The sequence below is a fragment of the Microbacterium sp. p3-SID336 genome, assembly GCF_025143365.1.
Taxonomy (GTDB): domain Bacteria; phylum Actinomycetota; class Actinomycetes; order Actinomycetales; family Microbacteriaceae; genus Microbacterium.
Genome location: NZ_JALXPE010000050.1, coordinates 14,022 through 29,104, shown reverse-complemented (window position 1 = coordinate 29,104; position 15,083 = coordinate 14,022). Strand labels below are relative to the sequence as shown.

Annotated in this window: 13 protein-coding genes; 2 read left to right on the top strand and 11 right to left on the bottom strand. The window is 71.5% G+C overall.

Features of this window, described 5'->3' with window-relative positions; genetic code table 11:
- Positions 1-15: 15 nt before the first annotated feature.
- The 4 genes from M3C17_RS14450 to M3C17_RS14435 are packed head-to-tail and all read right to left on the bottom strand — an operon-like array spanning position 16 to position 3,771.
- Positions 16-276, bottom strand: a complete 261-nt coding sequence (locus M3C17_RS14450) for a YHS domain-containing protein (protein WP_259978614.1) — start codon at positions 274-276, stop codon at positions 16-18.
- 23 nt (positions 277-299) lie between these two features.
- The gene (locus M3C17_RS14445; RefSeq protein WP_259978613.1) at positions 300-2,570 is read right to left on the bottom strand and encodes a cation-translocating P-type ATPase; all 2,271 of its coding nucleotides are present in this window, start codon (positions 2,568-2,570) and stop codon (positions 300-302) included.
- Positions 2,571-2,617: 47 nt separating this feature from the next.
- Positions 2,618-3,562 (bottom strand): heavy-metal-associated domain-containing protein, encoded by a 945-nt coding sequence (locus M3C17_RS14440; RefSeq protein WP_259978612.1) that lies wholly within the window; start codon positions 3,560-3,562, stop codon positions 2,618-2,620.
- Positions 3,562-3,771: a heavy-metal-associated domain-containing protein gene (locus M3C17_RS14435; RefSeq protein WP_259978611.1), complete on the bottom strand. Its 210-nt coding sequence runs from the start codon at positions 3,769-3,771 to the stop codon at positions 3,562-3,564. The genes M3C17_RS14440 and M3C17_RS14435 overlap by 1 nt, the downstream gene beginning before the upstream one ends.
- Positions 3,772-3,966: 195 nt before the next feature.
- Here M3C17_RS14435 and M3C17_RS14430 point away from each other — a divergent pair, with 195 nt between their 5' ends.
- The gene (locus M3C17_RS14430) at positions 3,967-4,899 is read left to right on the top strand and encodes an HAD family phosphatase (protein WP_259978610.1); all 933 of its coding nucleotides are present in this window, start codon (positions 3,967-3,969) and stop codon (positions 4,897-4,899) included.
- A 19-nt stretch (positions 4,900-4,918) separates the two neighbouring features.
- On the opposite strand, the gene M3C17_RS14425 is transcribed toward M3C17_RS14430, so the two are convergent.
- The 6 genes from M3C17_RS14425 to M3C17_RS14400 all read right to left on the bottom strand — a co-directional run bounded on the left by M3C17_RS14425 (position 4,919) and on the right by M3C17_RS14400 (position 11,885).
- Complete coding sequence (locus M3C17_RS14425; RefSeq protein ID WP_396820286.1) at positions 4,919-5,803, bottom strand: formylglycine-generating enzyme family protein; 885 nt, start codon at positions 5,801-5,803, stop codon at positions 4,919-4,921.
- Positions 5,804-5,837: 34 nt separating this feature from the next.
- Positions 5,838-8,171, bottom strand: coding sequence for an arylsulfatase (locus M3C17_RS14420; RefSeq protein ID WP_259978608.1), 2,334 nt, complete (start codon positions 8,169-8,171; stop codon positions 5,838-5,840).
- Between the two features lie 81 nt (positions 8,172-8,252).
- A complete protein-coding gene (locus M3C17_RS14415; protein WP_259978607.1) occupies positions 8,253-8,810 on the bottom strand; it encodes a hypothetical protein in 558 nt (185 codons plus the stop codon).
- A gap of 898 nt (positions 8,811-9,708) precedes the next feature.
- The gene (locus tag M3C17_RS14410) at positions 9,709-10,080 is read right to left on the bottom strand and encodes an SHOCT domain-containing protein (RefSeq protein ID WP_259978606.1); all 372 of its coding nucleotides are present in this window, start codon (positions 10,078-10,080) and stop codon (positions 9,709-9,711) included.
- Between the two features lies 1 nt (position 10,081).
- Positions 10,082-10,516 (bottom strand): DUF6325 family protein, encoded by a 435-nt coding sequence (locus M3C17_RS14405; RefSeq protein WP_259978605.1) that lies wholly within the window; start codon positions 10,514-10,516, stop codon positions 10,082-10,084.
- 91 nt (positions 10,517-10,607) lie between these two features.
- Positions 10,608-11,885: an AI-2E family transporter gene (locus tag M3C17_RS14400; RefSeq protein WP_259978604.1), complete on the bottom strand. Its 1,278-nt coding sequence runs from the start codon at positions 11,883-11,885 to the stop codon at positions 10,608-10,610.
- A 167-nt stretch (positions 11,886-12,052) separates the two neighbouring features.
- Here M3C17_RS14400 and M3C17_RS14395 point away from each other — a divergent pair, with 167 nt between their 5' ends.
- Positions 12,053-12,439, top strand: a complete 387-nt coding sequence (locus tag M3C17_RS14395; protein WP_259978603.1) for an SHOCT domain-containing protein — start codon at positions 12,053-12,055, stop codon at positions 12,437-12,439.
- Positions 12,440-12,491: 52 nt separating this feature from the next.
- Here the strand turns inward: M3C17_RS14395 and M3C17_RS14390 are convergent, their stop codons facing one another.
- Positions 12,492-15,035 carry a LuxR C-terminal-related transcriptional regulator gene (locus tag M3C17_RS14390; protein ID WP_259978602.1) on the bottom strand — a complete coding sequence of 848 codons (2,544 nt, stop codon included), beginning with the start codon at positions 15,033-15,035 and terminating at the stop codon, positions 12,492-12,494.
- Between the last annotated feature and the right edge of the window lie 48 nt (positions 15,036-15,083).

The window sequence follows — 15,083 nt, the reverse complement described above, 5'->3', positions numbered from 1 at the left end:
GCACGGTGCGGCGGCTCAGGCCGCGGCGGTGTATTTCGCGGGGTCGGCGTCGAACGCCGGTCCGCAGCCGGCGCAGCAGAAGTGGTAGCGGCTGCCCTCGTAGTCGCGGTAGAGCCCTGCGGCCTCGGCCGTGGCGATGACCACCGGGGTGCCCGCCATCACCGGGCACGTCGTCATGCCCTCGGCCGACGGCGCCAGCAGGTCGGCACGGCCCTCGGCGGCGACGCCGCCATGGCTCGGCACGCTGCAGCAGGATCCTGCGGGGGAATCGGACATGTCGTTGCTCCTCTTTCTCGTGTTCACTGTGCGTCCACCGCCCTGCTGCGGAACGACCGCAGGCGGAGGCTGTTGCCGACGACGAAGACGCTGGAGAACGCCATCGCCGCACCGGCGAGCATGGGGTTGAGCAGCCCGAGGGCCGCGAGCGGGATGGCCGCCACGTTGTACGCGAACGCCCAGAACAGGTTGCCCTTGATCGTGCCGAGCGTGCGGCGGGAGAGGCGGATCGCGTCGGCCGCGCTGCGCAGGTCGCCGCGGACGAGGGTGATGTCACTGGCCTCGATCGCCACGTCGGTGCCTGTACCCATCGCGAGCCCCAGGTCGGCCTGTGCGAGGGCGGCCGCGTCGTTGACGCCGTCGCCCACCATCGCCACGACCTTGCCCTCGTCCTGCAGCCGCCGGACGACGTCGACCTTGTCCTTCGGCAGCACCTCGGCGATGACCTGCTCGATGCCGACCTCGGCCGCGATCTGCTCGGCCACCGCACGGTTGTCGCCGGTGAGGAGCACCGGGGTGAGCCCGAGGCCCTTCAGCTGCGCGACCGCCTCGGCGCTCGTGGCCTTGACCGTGTCAGCGACGACCAGCACGCCGCGCGCACGGCCGTCCCACCCGACGGCGATCGCGGTCTTGCCCTGGCTCTCCGCCTCCGCCTTCGCCGCGGCCAGTGCGGGCGTGAGCTGCTGCGACCAGTCCGAGAGCAGACTCTCCCGGCCGACCAGCACCGCGTGCCCGTCGACGACGCCCTGCACGCCCTTGCCCTCGATGTTCTCGAAGCCCTCCGGCGCAGGCAGGGCGCCGAGCTCTCGGGTGGCGGCCGCGGCGACGGCCTGCGCGATGGGGTGCTCCGAGGCGTCCTCCAGCGCACCGGCGAGCCGCAGCAGCTCGGCGCGGTCGACGCCCTCCGCGGTGTGCACGTCGGTGAGGGTCATGCGCCCCGTCGTCACGGTGCCCGTCTTGTCGAGCACGATCGTGTCGACCTTGCGGGTGGACTCCAGGATCTCCGGGCCCTTGATGAGGATGCCCATCTGCGCGCCGCGCCCGGTACCGACCAGCAGGGCCGTGGGCGTGGCGAGCCCGAGCGCGCACGGGCAGGCGATGATGAGCACGGCGACCGCCGCGGTGAACGCCGCCGACGCGGGGAACCCGGCCCCGAGCCACGCGCCCAGCGTGCCGAGCGCGATCGCGATCACGATGGGCACGAAGATGCCGGACACGCGGTCGGCGAGGCGCTGCACCTCGGCCTTGCCGGTCTGCGCCTCCTCCACGAGCCGTGCCATCTGGGCGAGCTGGGTGTCGGAGCCGACCCGGGTCGCGCGAACCACCAGGCGTCCGCCCGCATTCACGGTCGCCCCGGTCACGGCGTCGCCCTCGCCGACCTCGACCGGCACGGACTCGCCCGTGAGCATCGAGGCATCGACCGCCGAGGTGCCCGAGACGATCACGCCGTCCGTGGCGATCTTCTCACCGGGTCGCACGACGAACTCGTCGCCGACCGCGAGCTCGGACGTGGGGATCCGCGTCTCCACGCCCCCGCGGATCACGGCGACCTCCTTCGCGCCGAGCTCCAGCAGTGCGCGCAGCGCCGCACCGGCTTGCCGCTTGGAGCGCTTCTCGAAGTACCGCCCTGCGAGGATGAACGTGGTCACACCGGCGCCCACTTCGAGGTAGATGTTCGCGGCGCCGTCGCTGGGCGCCACCGTCAGCTCGAACGGGTGGGTCATCCCCGGCACCCCGGCGGTGCCGAGGAACAGCGCGTACAGCGACCACAGCAGCGCGGCGATCGTGCCCATCGAGATGAGCGTGTCCATGGTCGCGGCGCCGTGGCGCAGGTTGGTCCACGCCGCCTTGTGGAACGGCCACGCCGCCCACACGATGACCGGTGCGGCGAGCGCGAGCGAGAGCCACTGCCAGTACGTGAACTGCAGGGCCGGGACCATGGCCATCGCGATCACCGGGACCGTGAGCACGATCGAGGCGATCAGGCGGTGACGGAGCGCGGTCAGCTCGTCGTCCCGCTCCTCCTCCGCTGTCGCCGTCTCGCGCGTCGGGGCGGCGGGGGCCGGTACGGCGGCCGTGTAGCCCGTCTTCTCGACCTCGGCGATCAGCAGCGCCGTGTCGAACCCGGCGGGCGCGGTGACCTTCGCCTTCTCGGTGGCGTAGTTCACGCTCGCGGTGACGCCGTCGATGCGGTTGAGCTTCTTCTCGATCCGCATCGCGCACGATGCGCAGGTCATGCCGCCGATCTCCAGCTCCACGCTGGTGGCATCGGCCGCGGACTGCGTATCCGTCATGATGTCTCTCCTCGTTCGTCGCGCCGTGGCGCGGGTGTCTCGGGGGCTCAGTGCCCGTCGTGGTCGCCGGTCGCGCTCTCGCCGTCTCCGGGGGCGGCGTCGAGCACGAAGCGCGCGGTGTGCACCTCCCCGCCCACCTGGAAGTCCAGGTACAGCAGGTAGCGGCCCGCCGTGGGAGCCTCCGCCGTGAAGGCGACCGTCGGTCCCGCCGTCTGTCCGGGCTGCGGCTCGTCCCCGTGCGCGTGCACGTGGAGGTAGGCGAGGTCTCCCTCGCGCAGCGCGACCAGGTGCCCGAACGCCCCGAGGTACGGCTCGAGCGCGGTGACGGGCGTGCCGTCGCGGGTGACTTCAGCCACCAGCTCGCTGCCGCCGCCCGCGACCAGCTCGCCGCGCAGGGTCACGTCGAAGCCGCCGACGCTCGTGCTGTCGACGACAGCGGTGGGCGGTTCCGGCTGCATGACCCCCGCGACGTCGACCGTGCGGGACAGCGTCGCGCTCTGACCGCCCTCGGCGGTGAAGTCGGCGTACACCCGGTAGGTGCCCGCCGCGTCCCAGCTCCACGGGAGGGACCAGACGCCGGTGGCGGGGTCGAGCTCCGGGTGCACGTGGCGGTAGTGGCTGCCGTCGGTGCGCACGACGATGAGGTGCAGCTGCTTGTCGTGCGCGGTCTCGTAGGCGGTGACCGGGGTGCCGGAGCCGTCGACGACCGTGAACGACAGCACGCCGTCCGCACCCGTCGTGGCCGGGGCCGTGAGGGGCCCGAGCACGAGGCCGGATGCGGCGAGGGCGATGCCGTCCACCGTGTCCTCCTTCTCCGCTGCGTCGGCAGCAGGATCCTTCGTCTCGGCATGCGCGTCATGCCCCGTATCGCCGCGCTCGGTCCACGACGCCACGGCGCTGTCCGGCACGATGGCGCCGGCAGCAGCGAAGGCCGCGCCGAAGACGACGACGAGACCGGCGCCGTAGAGGCCGAGTCGGCCGGCGGTGTTCATCAGGCCCGCACGGCCTGGTAACCGGCCTCGTCGACGGCGGCCAGCACGGCGGCGTCGTCGAGCGGCGCGGTGCTGTGCACCACGAGCCGACCGGTCTGCGCGCTGACATCGATGCTCTCGACGCCCGGCAGCTGCGAGACCTCTCCGCGGATGGCCACCTCGCAGTGTCCGCAGCTCATCCCGCTCACCTGGTACTCGCTCGTGCTCATGGCTGTTCCTCTCGGTTCGGTTATACCCCCCTGGGGTACTCCATCGAGACAACCCTATACCCACGCCGGGTATTCCCGCGACGTCCAGCGCCGTGTTTACGCCCCAGGACGCCCCGCCTCGCCTCGCCCTCCCTCTCGCCCGAAGAGGATGAGCCCGGGCCGCACGCCCGCACCGCGCCATGACACGATCCGGTTATGCCCCCTCACCCCCTGCCGTCCTGGAACGAGACCCCCACGCGCGACCACATCCTCGCGTTCGTCGAGGCGGCCACCACCGGACCCGACGCCGTGCCGATCGCGGAGCGCATCGCGGTGTTCGACAACGACGGCACGCTGTGGTCGGAGAAGCCCATGCCCACGCAGCTGCACTACGTCGTGGAGCGCTGGCGCGCCGCCGCCGAGGCCGATCCCGGGCTCGCCGACTCCCAGCCGTACCGTGCCGCCGTCTCCGGCGACCTGGCCTGGCTCGGCACCGCGATCGACAAGCACTACGCGGGCGACGACTCCGACCTCGGCGTCATCATCCAGGCTCTGGTCGGTCTGACCGACGGCGTCAGCGTGGAGGACTACGCCCGCACGGTGGAGGAGTTCTACCGCACCGCCCGTCATCCGCTGCTCGACCGCCCCTACGCCGACCTGGTGTACCGCCCGATGGTGGAGCTGCTGCGGCACCTGGAGGCGCACGACTTCACGTGCTACATCGTGTCCGGCGGCGAGCGCGACTTCATGCGCCCGATGACGCTAAGCAGCTACGGCATCCCGCCCGAGCGCGTGGTCGGCTCCGCGCTCGGCCTGACCTACCACCCGGACGACGCCACCGTGCGCTACGCCTCGGCCCTCGCGTTCTTCGACGACGGCCCGGAGAAGCCCGTGCGCATCTGGAGCCGCATCGGCCGGCGTCCGCTGATCGCGGTCGGCAACTCCAACGGCGACATGCCCATGCTCGACTTCGCACGACGTGGGCCCCGCGAAGGGCTCGCGCTGCTCATCCGTCACGACGACGAGGGTCGTGGGGACACCCCCTACGACACCGGTGCCGAGAAGGCCGTCGCGGCCGCCGCCGAGCAGGGCTACACGGTCGTGAGCGTGCGGGACGACTGGGCCGCAGTGTTCCCCGACCCGTCCTGAGACCTCGGGGCCGCCGGGCTCACTGCGCGCAGCGGAAGCCGATGTGCGTCATCGCGGTGTCCTCCGCCTGAGCCGAACGGGCGGCGGGCCGGTAGCGCAGGCAGTACTCCGGCGCGCACAGGTGCGAGCCGCCCTTGAGCACACGGCGCGGGATGGCAGATCCCGGCTCCGCGGAGAGCAGGCTCGTGCGCCGACCCGCGTCCACGCCGATCGCCCCGGGCGGGACGTGCCGATGCGTCCAGTAGTCGGCCGTCCACTCCCAGACGTTGCCGATCATGTCGCGCAGCCCGAAGCCGTTCGGCGGGAAGGTGCCGACCGGCGCGGTGCCCACCCAGCCCGCCGCACCGTCGTTGCGGTACGGGAACGCGCCCTGCCAGGTGTCGGCCATCAGCTCCCCATCCGGCTTCGTCTCGTCGCCCCAGGCGAAGCGCGCCCCGACGAGCCCGCCGCGTGCCGCCCACTCCCACTCGGCCTCCGTGGGCAGGCGCTTGCCCGCCCAGGCCGCGAACGCGGCCGCATCCGGATACGCGATCTGCACCACGGGGTGATCCTGGCGGTCGTCGATCGACGACGCGGGACCGAACGGGTGCCGCCAGGAGGCCCCCGGCTCCCACCGCCACCACTGGCGCCAGTCGCGCAGGTCCACGGGCCCGGACGTGGGGGTGAACACCATCGCGCCCGGCACCAGGTCGTCGGGGTGCACGCCGGGATAGTCGGCGGGATCCATCGGGCGCTCCGCGATCGTCACGTACCCGGTGTCGGCCACGAAGGCGGCGAACTCCCTGTTGGTGACCGGGTGCTCGTCGAGCGCGAACGCCGCCACCTCGCGCTCATGCACCGGCCCCTCTTCGGGGTAGAACTCGTCCGATCCCATCAGGAGGGTGCCGCCGGGGACCTCGATCATCGCCGCCATCCCCTCATGCTAGGCGCGGAGCGCCTCACTCGCGCGAGAGCATGGCCGCCGCCTCGCGTTCGAGGTCGAGGTACTGCTCGGCGCTCACGTCCACCGCGACCCCGAGGAGCTTGCCGCCCGTGAACGCGAACGAGCCGCTGTACTGCGTGCTCACCGGGTCGGCGCTGTCCCACCCGACGCACAGCCCGTCGCCGCACAGCGTGAACTTGCCGACCTGCGCCCGCATCGGGCCCGAGTCCACCGCCCGGTCGTCGACGTACAGCGTGGCGGTGCCGAGCGATTCGCCGTGCTCCCCCGCACCCTCGCGCACGAACTCCACGCCCAGCGTGTGCGGGCCGGGGGTCAGCTCCTCGGAGGTGAACGTCTGCTCGGGTCGGATGCCGAGGAAGTTGTACACGTACACGAGCCGGTTGTCCTTGAGGAACAGCGAGTGCCCGCCGAACCGCGAGCCATGCGCGAAGATCACGCCCTCCGCGCCCTCGTCCAGCACCACGTCCGCCACGATCTTGTAGGAGCGGCCGCGCACGTTCACGGCCACGCTCTCGGGCACCGCCGCGGTCCCGGGGAAGTACACGTACCGTTCGCGCGGCACCTCGGCCTGCGGGCGCTCCACCCCCAGCAACTCACGCGCCGAGCGGTCGTCGAGCGGAAGCACGAAGTTCTTCTCGGCCTGCTCGAACCACGCCGCGATCATCTCCTGCAGCTTCTCGGGGTGGCTGCCGGCGAGGTCGTTGGACTCGGAGCGGTCCTCGGCCACGTGGTAGAGCTCCCACACGTCGTCGTCGAAGCGCCCCTTGCTGCTCAGCGGCGCGTGCACCGCCGCGGCCTTCCAGCCGTCCTTCCAGATGCCGCGCGTTCCGAGCATCGAGTAGTACTGCACCTGCTTCTCGGTGGCGCCGTCCGGTGCAGCGTCGAAGCTGTACTTCATCGACACCCCGTCCAGCGGCCGCTGCGGCACCCCGCGGAACGTCTCCGGCATCTCGATGCCGATCACGTCGAGCACGGTCGCCACGACGTCGACCGAGTGGTGGTACTGGTGGCGAAGCTCCCCCTTGGCGCTGATGCCCTTCGGCCAGTGCACGACCATCGGGTCGCACGTGCCACCGGAGTACTGCGAGTAGCGCTTGAACATCTGGAACGGGGTGGAGAACGCCGCCGCCCACCCCGTCGGGTAGTGGTTGTACGTGTCCGCGGAGCCCAGACGGTCGATCATCGCGAGGTTCTCGGCGAGGTCGTCCGGGTAGCCGTTGAAGAACTTGTTCTCGTTGACCGAGCCGTCGGGCGAGCCCTCGCCGGAGGCGCCGTTGTCGGCACAGTAGAACACGAGGGTGTTGTCGAGCTGCCCGGTCTCCTCCAGGTAGTCGATCACGCGTCCCACCTGGGCGTCGGTGTACTCGCTGAACCCGGCGAACACCTCGGCCATGCGGGCGAACAGGCGCTTCTCGTCGTCGTTCAGTTCCTCCCACGGCCGCACGTAGTCGGCCGGGTTCGCGGCATCCTCCGGCAGCGGGTTGAAGGGAGTCAGCTGCGTCCCCTCCGGCAGCACGCCCTTCTCGATCATGCGCGCGAGCACCCACTCGCGGTACGCGTCGTAGCCGTCGTCGAACGCGCCCCGGTACTTGTCGATGTACTCCTGCGGCGCATGGTGCGGGGCGTGGTTCGCGCCGGGGCAGAACCACATGTACCAGGGCTTCGACGGGTTCGACGCCTGCTGGTTGCGGATCATCGCGAGGGCCTGGTCGGCGAGATCCTTCGAGAGGTGATACCCCTCCTTTGGGCTGTACGGCTGTTCGACGAAGTGGTTGTCCTCCACCAGATCCGGGTACCAGTTGTTGGTCTCCCCGCCGAGGAACCCGTAGAAGCGGTCGAAGCCGAGTTGCAGCGGCCACATCGAGCGGCTGCCGCCCGGGGCGATGTCCTCCTCCGGGACGTTGTGGTTCTTGCCGAGCCAGAACGTCGAGTACCCGTTCTGCTGCAGGATCTGACCGATCGTGGCGCACTCCTCCGGCAGTCGCCCCGCGAATCCGGGGAAGCCGGTCGAGCCCTCCATGATCACTCCGGCGCGGTTCACGTGGTGGTTGCGCCCCGTCAGCATCGTGGACCGGGTGGGCGAGCACAGCGCGGTCGTGTGCCACTGCGTGTACGTGAGGCCACCGGCCGCGAGGCGGTCCAGGGTCGGCATGTTGATGCGCCCCCCGTACGGCGACCACGACGCCAGCCCGGTGTCGTCGTAGAGGACCACGAGCACGTTCGGCGCCCCTTCAGGAGCCTTCTTCAACTCGTACGGCGACCAGTCCGGGGTGGAGTCCCGCACATCCAGCTCGATCTTCCCCGAGAAGTCCGCGTTGAATTCCGACATCACTGCTCCTTCGATCACAGGGCACCAGACGGGCCGCCTGCTGCGAGTATCGTCGGGGCCCCGTCGGGGCGGGCCTCGAGCTCACCCCCGCGGGGTGATCTCCTCGGCAGGCGTCGCCGCCTCTCCAGGCGCGACGGTTCCCTCGGTCAACGGCCCGTCGTCATCGGCGAGCGCCTCCTCGGCCGCGATGGCCTCGTCCCCCTCGATCTCCGGAGGTCGCCGCAGCAGCTCCACGAGCACCACCAGCATGAGCAGCCCCACGGTCACGCCGATGACCGCGCCGAACGTGACCGGCCTGGTGACGATCAGCAGCAGCAGCGCGAGCACGAGCCCGGCCACCAGGATCGGCCCGCGGTAGCGATCGACCCCGGCGCCGAAGCGTCCCGTCGTGACCCCGCGGCGCTCGGCGGCACCGCGCATCGCCGCGAACCCGTCCTCGAACAGCGTGCGGGCGCGCACGGCTGGACGGCTCGTGCCCGCCAGCCACGCCCACACGGCGACCAGCACTGCCACCAGGGCGAGCGCGGCGATCGTGGAGGCCAGCAGCGAGGTCACCTCGTCGAACAGCGAAGCCGCCGCCGCAGCGCTCATGATCGACGGACTCACGGCACCCAGGAAGAACGTGCGACCGATTCCCATGCCCGCGGCGAGCAGCAGGAAGGCCGCGGCGAGCGCGGCGCTCGTCCAGAACAGCGCGCGGGCGGTTCCTCGCGAGCAGGATGCCCACGACCAGCAGTCCCGCCACCACCCAGGGCAGCCAGAACCCGGCGGCGACGGCGAGCTGATACACCGTGCGCACCAGGACCAGGGCGTCCGCCTGAGCGATCGGGACCGACCGGTCGATCACGGGGATGAGGTCCGCGAACCCCACGCCCCGTTCGGTGAGCGTCGCCTTCACCCGCTCGACGACGACGCCGAGGTCGAGGGACAGCACGCCGTCGTCCGCGAGCTGCAGAGCCGTGTCCTGACTGTTCTGCAGGAGCGCGACCGCCCGTTCGTGCGCGACCCGCAGCGACTGCGCCCAGATGTCGGCGAACTGCTCCGAGGAGACCACATCCCGCACCACGCCGTCGATCAGCGAGGACAGGCCGGACGCGGCCGGTGCCTCCAGCAGCGTGAGCGCGGATTCGGCGCGCGGCGGCAGATCGAGCGTGCGGATGCCGTCGAACAGCTCCCCGACCACCGCCTCCAGGTCGACCTGCTCGTCGATGGCCGCACTCACCTGGTCGGCGAGGAAGTCCTGCACATCCGGGTCCTCCGCGAGCGGTGCGAATGTCGCGACGAACCGGTCGGTGTCGACCAGCTGCAGTCGCGCCCACGTGCCGATCGCGGCGATCGGCGCCAGCAGCACGGCCACCGCGAGCACGATGCCGGCGACCACGCTGCGCGCGGCCGGTCGACGCCGCGGCGCGCGCAGCGTCTCGTTCTCCTGCTCGAGCAGCGCGACCCTGGCTCGGAGGTCGTCGAGTTCGCCCATCGTTCCCCTCCTCTGCGATGCGGTGGCGCTGGGCTCTGCGCGGTCGAGAGCCCGGCAGTGCTACGAGCTCAGGAGCTTCTGCTTCGCCGCCGCGAACTCCTCGTCGGAGAGCACGCCCGACTGCTGGAGCTGCGCGAGCTGCTGCAGCTTCGCGATCAGGTCGTCGGCGCCTGCGGCGGCGGGAGGCGGTGCAGCCGGTGCAGCCGGCGCGGCGGCGGGAGCGGCATACTGCGCAGCGGCCTGCTGTGCCGCGGCGTCGATCTGCGCCTGCTGCTGGGCGGCCTCGTACTGCTGCTGCTCGTACTGGTCCTGCGCGCGGCGCTCCTGATGCCGCATCGCGGCGCCCCCCACTGCCGAGGCTGTGCCGGCGACGACGGCGGTGCGCGCGGCGAGGCCGATCAGGCCGGGGCGTCCGAATCTCCTCAAGGGCATGTCATTCACCTTCCTGATCGAGGATGTCCATCATGGCGTTCACGACGGGCGCGGGAACCCGCTCACTGCGCAGCACCTGGCCGCCCGCGGCCGCGAGGTTCTGGGCGAGGGTCCTGGCGAAGGCGAGCTCCAGCACGATGACGGCGGCGGAGCGCCCCGGCTCCAGCGTCTCGGCCAGCACCTCTACGTCCTCCTCCCCCGCGAGGCCGGACGCGATCGGGGCGAACCCGGCGAGCCCGATGGCCTCCGCGTCGTCCTCCAGTTCGAGGATCTCCACCTCGCCGGTGGGCGCCTTGCTCAGCAGCACGATGTCGAGGATGCGCACGACGCCGCTCTCCGCGAGATCGGCGAGAGCGCCGAACGTCGCGGGATCGGGGCGCTCGCCCTCGAAGCCCACCAGGTAGAACTCGGCGGGGCCGAAGCGGAAGTCGTTCATGGGGGTGCCCTCTCGTCGGATGGCGGACGGCCTCATGCTCGCACCGCGGTGGTCGGACGGGCCGTCCTGCTCACCCCAACCGGGTGATCTGTCAGGCGTCCGGGGGTTCGGTCACGCTGTCCTGGTGCGGGATCCACACCTGGCGGATGATGATGAGCAGTGACGCCGTGAGCGGGATCGCCACGAGTGCGCCGAGCAGCCCGAGCAGTGTGGCGCCGATCATGGCGCCGATGATGACGAGCACCCCCGGCACGGCGGCCGCCCTGCCCATCACCCGCGGGGTCACGAAGTACGCCTCGACCTGGATGTACACGAGGTACGCGATGGCGAACACGAGCGCCGCCGTCGGGCTCAGGAAGAGGTTCGCCACGGTGCCGATCACGAGGAACAGCAGCGAGCCGATCATCGGCACGATCGTGATGAAGAACGCGGCGATACCCATCACCGCGGCGATGGGAGACCCCAGTGCGAGCTCGATCAGGAACACCACTGCCGCATTGACGAAGGAGAGCGTGACACCGCCGGCGACCACACCGCCCACCGAGCGGACCACCTCGTCGAGCAGGGTCGCGAAGTTCTCCCGTCGATAGCTCGGCATCAGCCGGGTGAGAGAGCCCGTGATCGCCGGCAGCGACGCCACGAAGTACAGGGTGAGCACCACGACGAGCACGAAGCTCGAGACGGCGCCGATCACGCTGGATCCCGCGTGCAGCACGCCGCCGGTGATCGCGAGGAACGACGACACGGAGGCGAGGGATGCGAGGCCCTCGGCGATCACGACCGAGAGATCGATGCCGAGGGCCTGTTCGAGCGCCAGATACCAGTCGCTGTCCTGCATCGCGGCGATCGCATCCGGTGCGGCCTCGACCGCCGCCACGATCTGACGCACCGTGGCCGGCAGCAGGACCAGCACGATCACGGCCACCACACCGAGCACGGCGGCGGCGACGATCGTGACGCCGACGCCCCTGCTCACGCCGCGGCGCTCCAGCGCCCGCACGGCGGGGTCGAGCCCCAGCGCCAGGAAGAGCCCGAGGAAGACCGAGAAGAGCACGGTCGAGATCCCGGCGATCGTCGCCGCCAGGGCGACCGCCAGCAGCACGCCGATCGCGACGAGGAAGCCGGACATCAGCGGGCGCGCCGGAACCACTCGACGCAGCAGCGAGAAGCGTGCACCGAGCTCCGTCCCGCCGGGAGCCGGGACAGGCTGGACGTCGCCGGGAGCCGGGACCGGCTCGACGTCGCCGGGAGCCGGGACCGGCTCGACGCCGCCGATGTCGACCGCGCCCGCCGCCGGCCGCGCACGTCTCGCCGCCGTGCTCGCGCGCGGCTTCGGGGTGCGGCCGTCGTCTGCCTTGGACTGATCCACGACGCGGACGATACGCCGGCCTCGTGCGGCCACCGCGTCGCCCTCACCCGATCCTGGTGAGCCGGACGCCTCCTCCCGGCTCGCCTGGAACGGGTGAGTGCATTCGCGGGCCGGCGTCCGCCCCTGCCACGATCACCTCACCTGTCCACAGACGAAAGGGGTCTGACATGTCATTCTGGGAAAGCTTCTGGGACATCATCTGGTGGTTCTTCTGGGTCTTCGTGTTCGTCTCCTACCTGATGGTGCTGTTCAACATCATCGCGGACCTGTTCCGCGATCACGCGCTGAACGGCTGGGCGAAGGCGGCCTGGATCATCTTCCTGATCTTCGTGCCCTTCCTCACCGCGCTGATCTATCTGATCGCCCGGGGCCGCGGCATGGGCGAACGCGCAGCCGCCGACTACCGGAGGCAGCAGGACGCGGCGGATTCGTACATCCGCAGCGTGGCGGCCAGCAGCCCGACCGACGAGATCGACAAGGCGGCGAAGCTGCGTGCCGCAGGCACCATCACCGACGAGGAGTTCGCCGCCATCAAGGCTCGCGCGCTCGCCTGAGTCCGGCCCGCTGAGGCCACCGGGGTGTCGACGTCTCGACGTCGGCACCCCTTCACACGGTGACCCTGATCGCCTCCCGCCGCGACGAGACCCCCAGCTTGCGGTAGATCGCGCGCTGATGGGTCTTCACGGTGTTGATGGAGACCGCGAGCTCCCGCGCGATCTCGGGAAGTGTCCGCGCGGTCTGCAGCTGTTGGAACACCTCCCGCTCGCGCTCCGACAACGCGTCGAGCAGCGAACCGCCCGCATCCATCGCGAGGCAGCGGCCGATGAAGTCCTCGAACTGCGTGCCGAAGTGCACGTGCTCGTGCAGCAGCCGCCGCACGGCCGCCTCCCGCGGGCCGAACGGCAGCCGCACGTCCTCCGCCGCCGCGACCGCGATCGCTGCTTCGCACAGCTCGTGCGCTTCCTCCGGTCGACCGGCGTGCCGTCGCATGACGGCGGCGGTGATCAGCATGGCGCTCTTGACATACGAGACGTCGGCGAAGCCCCGGAGCGCGCGCAGCATCTCCAGGGCGGCCGGATACTCTCCCGCGCGGCGCAGCACTCCGGCCAGCGCCACGTTCACCACGGGGAGGTCGGGGCACTGCACGTACCTGCGCGCGATGCGGAGCGCCCGATCGCCGCTGCCGATGGCTTCGTCGAGCACGGCGACCGCGGATTCGCGCAGCGCCGCCCACGGGAAGCCGTGCCCCGCGTCGAGGGGGATGTCCTGCACGCCGATCGCGGCCCGACGGCACGCCGCCGCATCGCCGCTCTCGGCTGCCGCGAACGCGATCATCATCCGCGCGAGTCCGGCGAAGGAGCTGTCGGATGCACCGTGCGCGATCACCCCGGCGAACGCGTCCCCGGCGTCGACCGCGTCCCCCGCCCAGTACGCCACGAACCCGGCGGCCGCATCGGCGCTCCCGCCGGCATAGGCGGTGAACGGGGCTCCACGGTCGCCGCGCGAGCGCGCCCGCTGCAGCGTCCCCCGCGCGTCCACAAGGCGCCCTGCCGCCGCCTGCCCGAACGCCAGATGCGCCAGCGCGCGCGCCTCGGGATCCGGGTCCGTCGCGCCCTCGGCCTCCCGTGCGGCCGCCGCGAAGTACTCGACGGGCAGCGCGGGGTCGCCCCGGCGACGGATCTCGGCCCAACCCAGCAGACAGTTCAGTGCGGCCCTGTCACCGAGGTCGACCGCATCGACGTCGCGCAGCATCGCACGGACAGCGGTCATGGCGCCGATGAGGTCGTCGCCTTCGTCGGCGAGGAACAGCCGCGCGACCGAGAGGATCGCCGCATCGTCGGCGCCCTCCCTGGCCAGCAACCCCTCCGCCCGCTGAAGCAGCTCTCCCGCCACATGGTGGTCGCCCAGCACGTCGCACGCGCACGCCCTGATCAGCAGCACGTGGGCGTCGTCCGGGTCCGTGCGCAGCAGCCGCATCGCCGTACGCTCCACCTCGGCGGCACCCGCGCCCACGACCTGGCCGAGCCAGTGCCGCTGCAGCAGGGCCCGAGCCACGCCGCGGTCGCCCGCCTCCAGCGAATGCGCGATCGCGGCGATGGGGTCGATGGACTCCATCGCCTCGGCCGCACGGCGGTGACAGGCGGCGAAGCGGGCGTCGTCCTGCGCGGCGATCTCGCTGCACCGGCGCGCGAAGGTCGGATGCCAGCGGTACACGACTCCGTTCGGTCCTTCGAAACGGTCGAGGAAGAGCCCGAGGCGCACGCACGACTCCAGCAGCCCGGCCGCGTCGGCGCGCCCGGTCACGGCAGCCGCGAGCCCCGGCGTCAGTTCGGCGCAGACGGTGGCGTCGAGCACGAAGCGGGCGATCGGCGCCGGCAGTGCGCCCAGCACGTGCTCGCGGACATACTCGCCGAGGAAGCTGGAGGCGCTCGGCGCGTCTCCGTCCGGCCTGGCGCCGCCGATCATCATGAGCCGGACGGCGATCGGCCAGCCGCCCGTCTCCTGCACGATGGCGTCGGCGCCGAGTCCGCCGCGATCCGCTTGCGGCAGGGCACCGACCTCCGCCGTCGTGAAGCGCAGCAGATCGACGCCCAGGAACGACTCCGGCTGCGTGAGGCGCTGGCGGCTCAGAGTCACCTCGAGCAGCGTGGTGCCGACGAGCACCAGTCGCAGGCCGTCGGGCGGCTGCTCCGCCAACATGCCGAGCAGCCCGCTGCGCCAGTCCTCGCCCGCGCGGTGCGCGTCGTCGACCACGAGGTGCACGCGCGCCGCGCCGTCGTCGAGCACACGGCAGATCTCCTCGTACGCACGGGCGGGGTTCGTCAGGCCGGGCGCGAGGTCGACGGCGGCGCCTCTCTTCTCCGCCTCCACCAGCAGCGCGTGCACCACCCCCTGGGTGAGGCGGCCGGGATCCGCGTCGACACCCCTCAGCGAGAGCCACGCCACCCTGTCCAGCCCGGCAGCCCACTGCGCGACCGCGACGGTCTTGCCGAAACCGCTCGGCGCGCTGACCACGGTGAGCGGCGATGCGGCGACCACCGTGTCGATCGTCGCGGTGACACGATCGCGGCGCAGCAGGCCCGGCTGGGGAGGCGGCGGCCGGAATCGTGTCGTCGGCCCCGGCCTCGTCGAACGCACGAGAGGCGACATGGCAGACACCATAGTGACGGCCGAGAAAGGGCCTCAAGACCCCTGGAC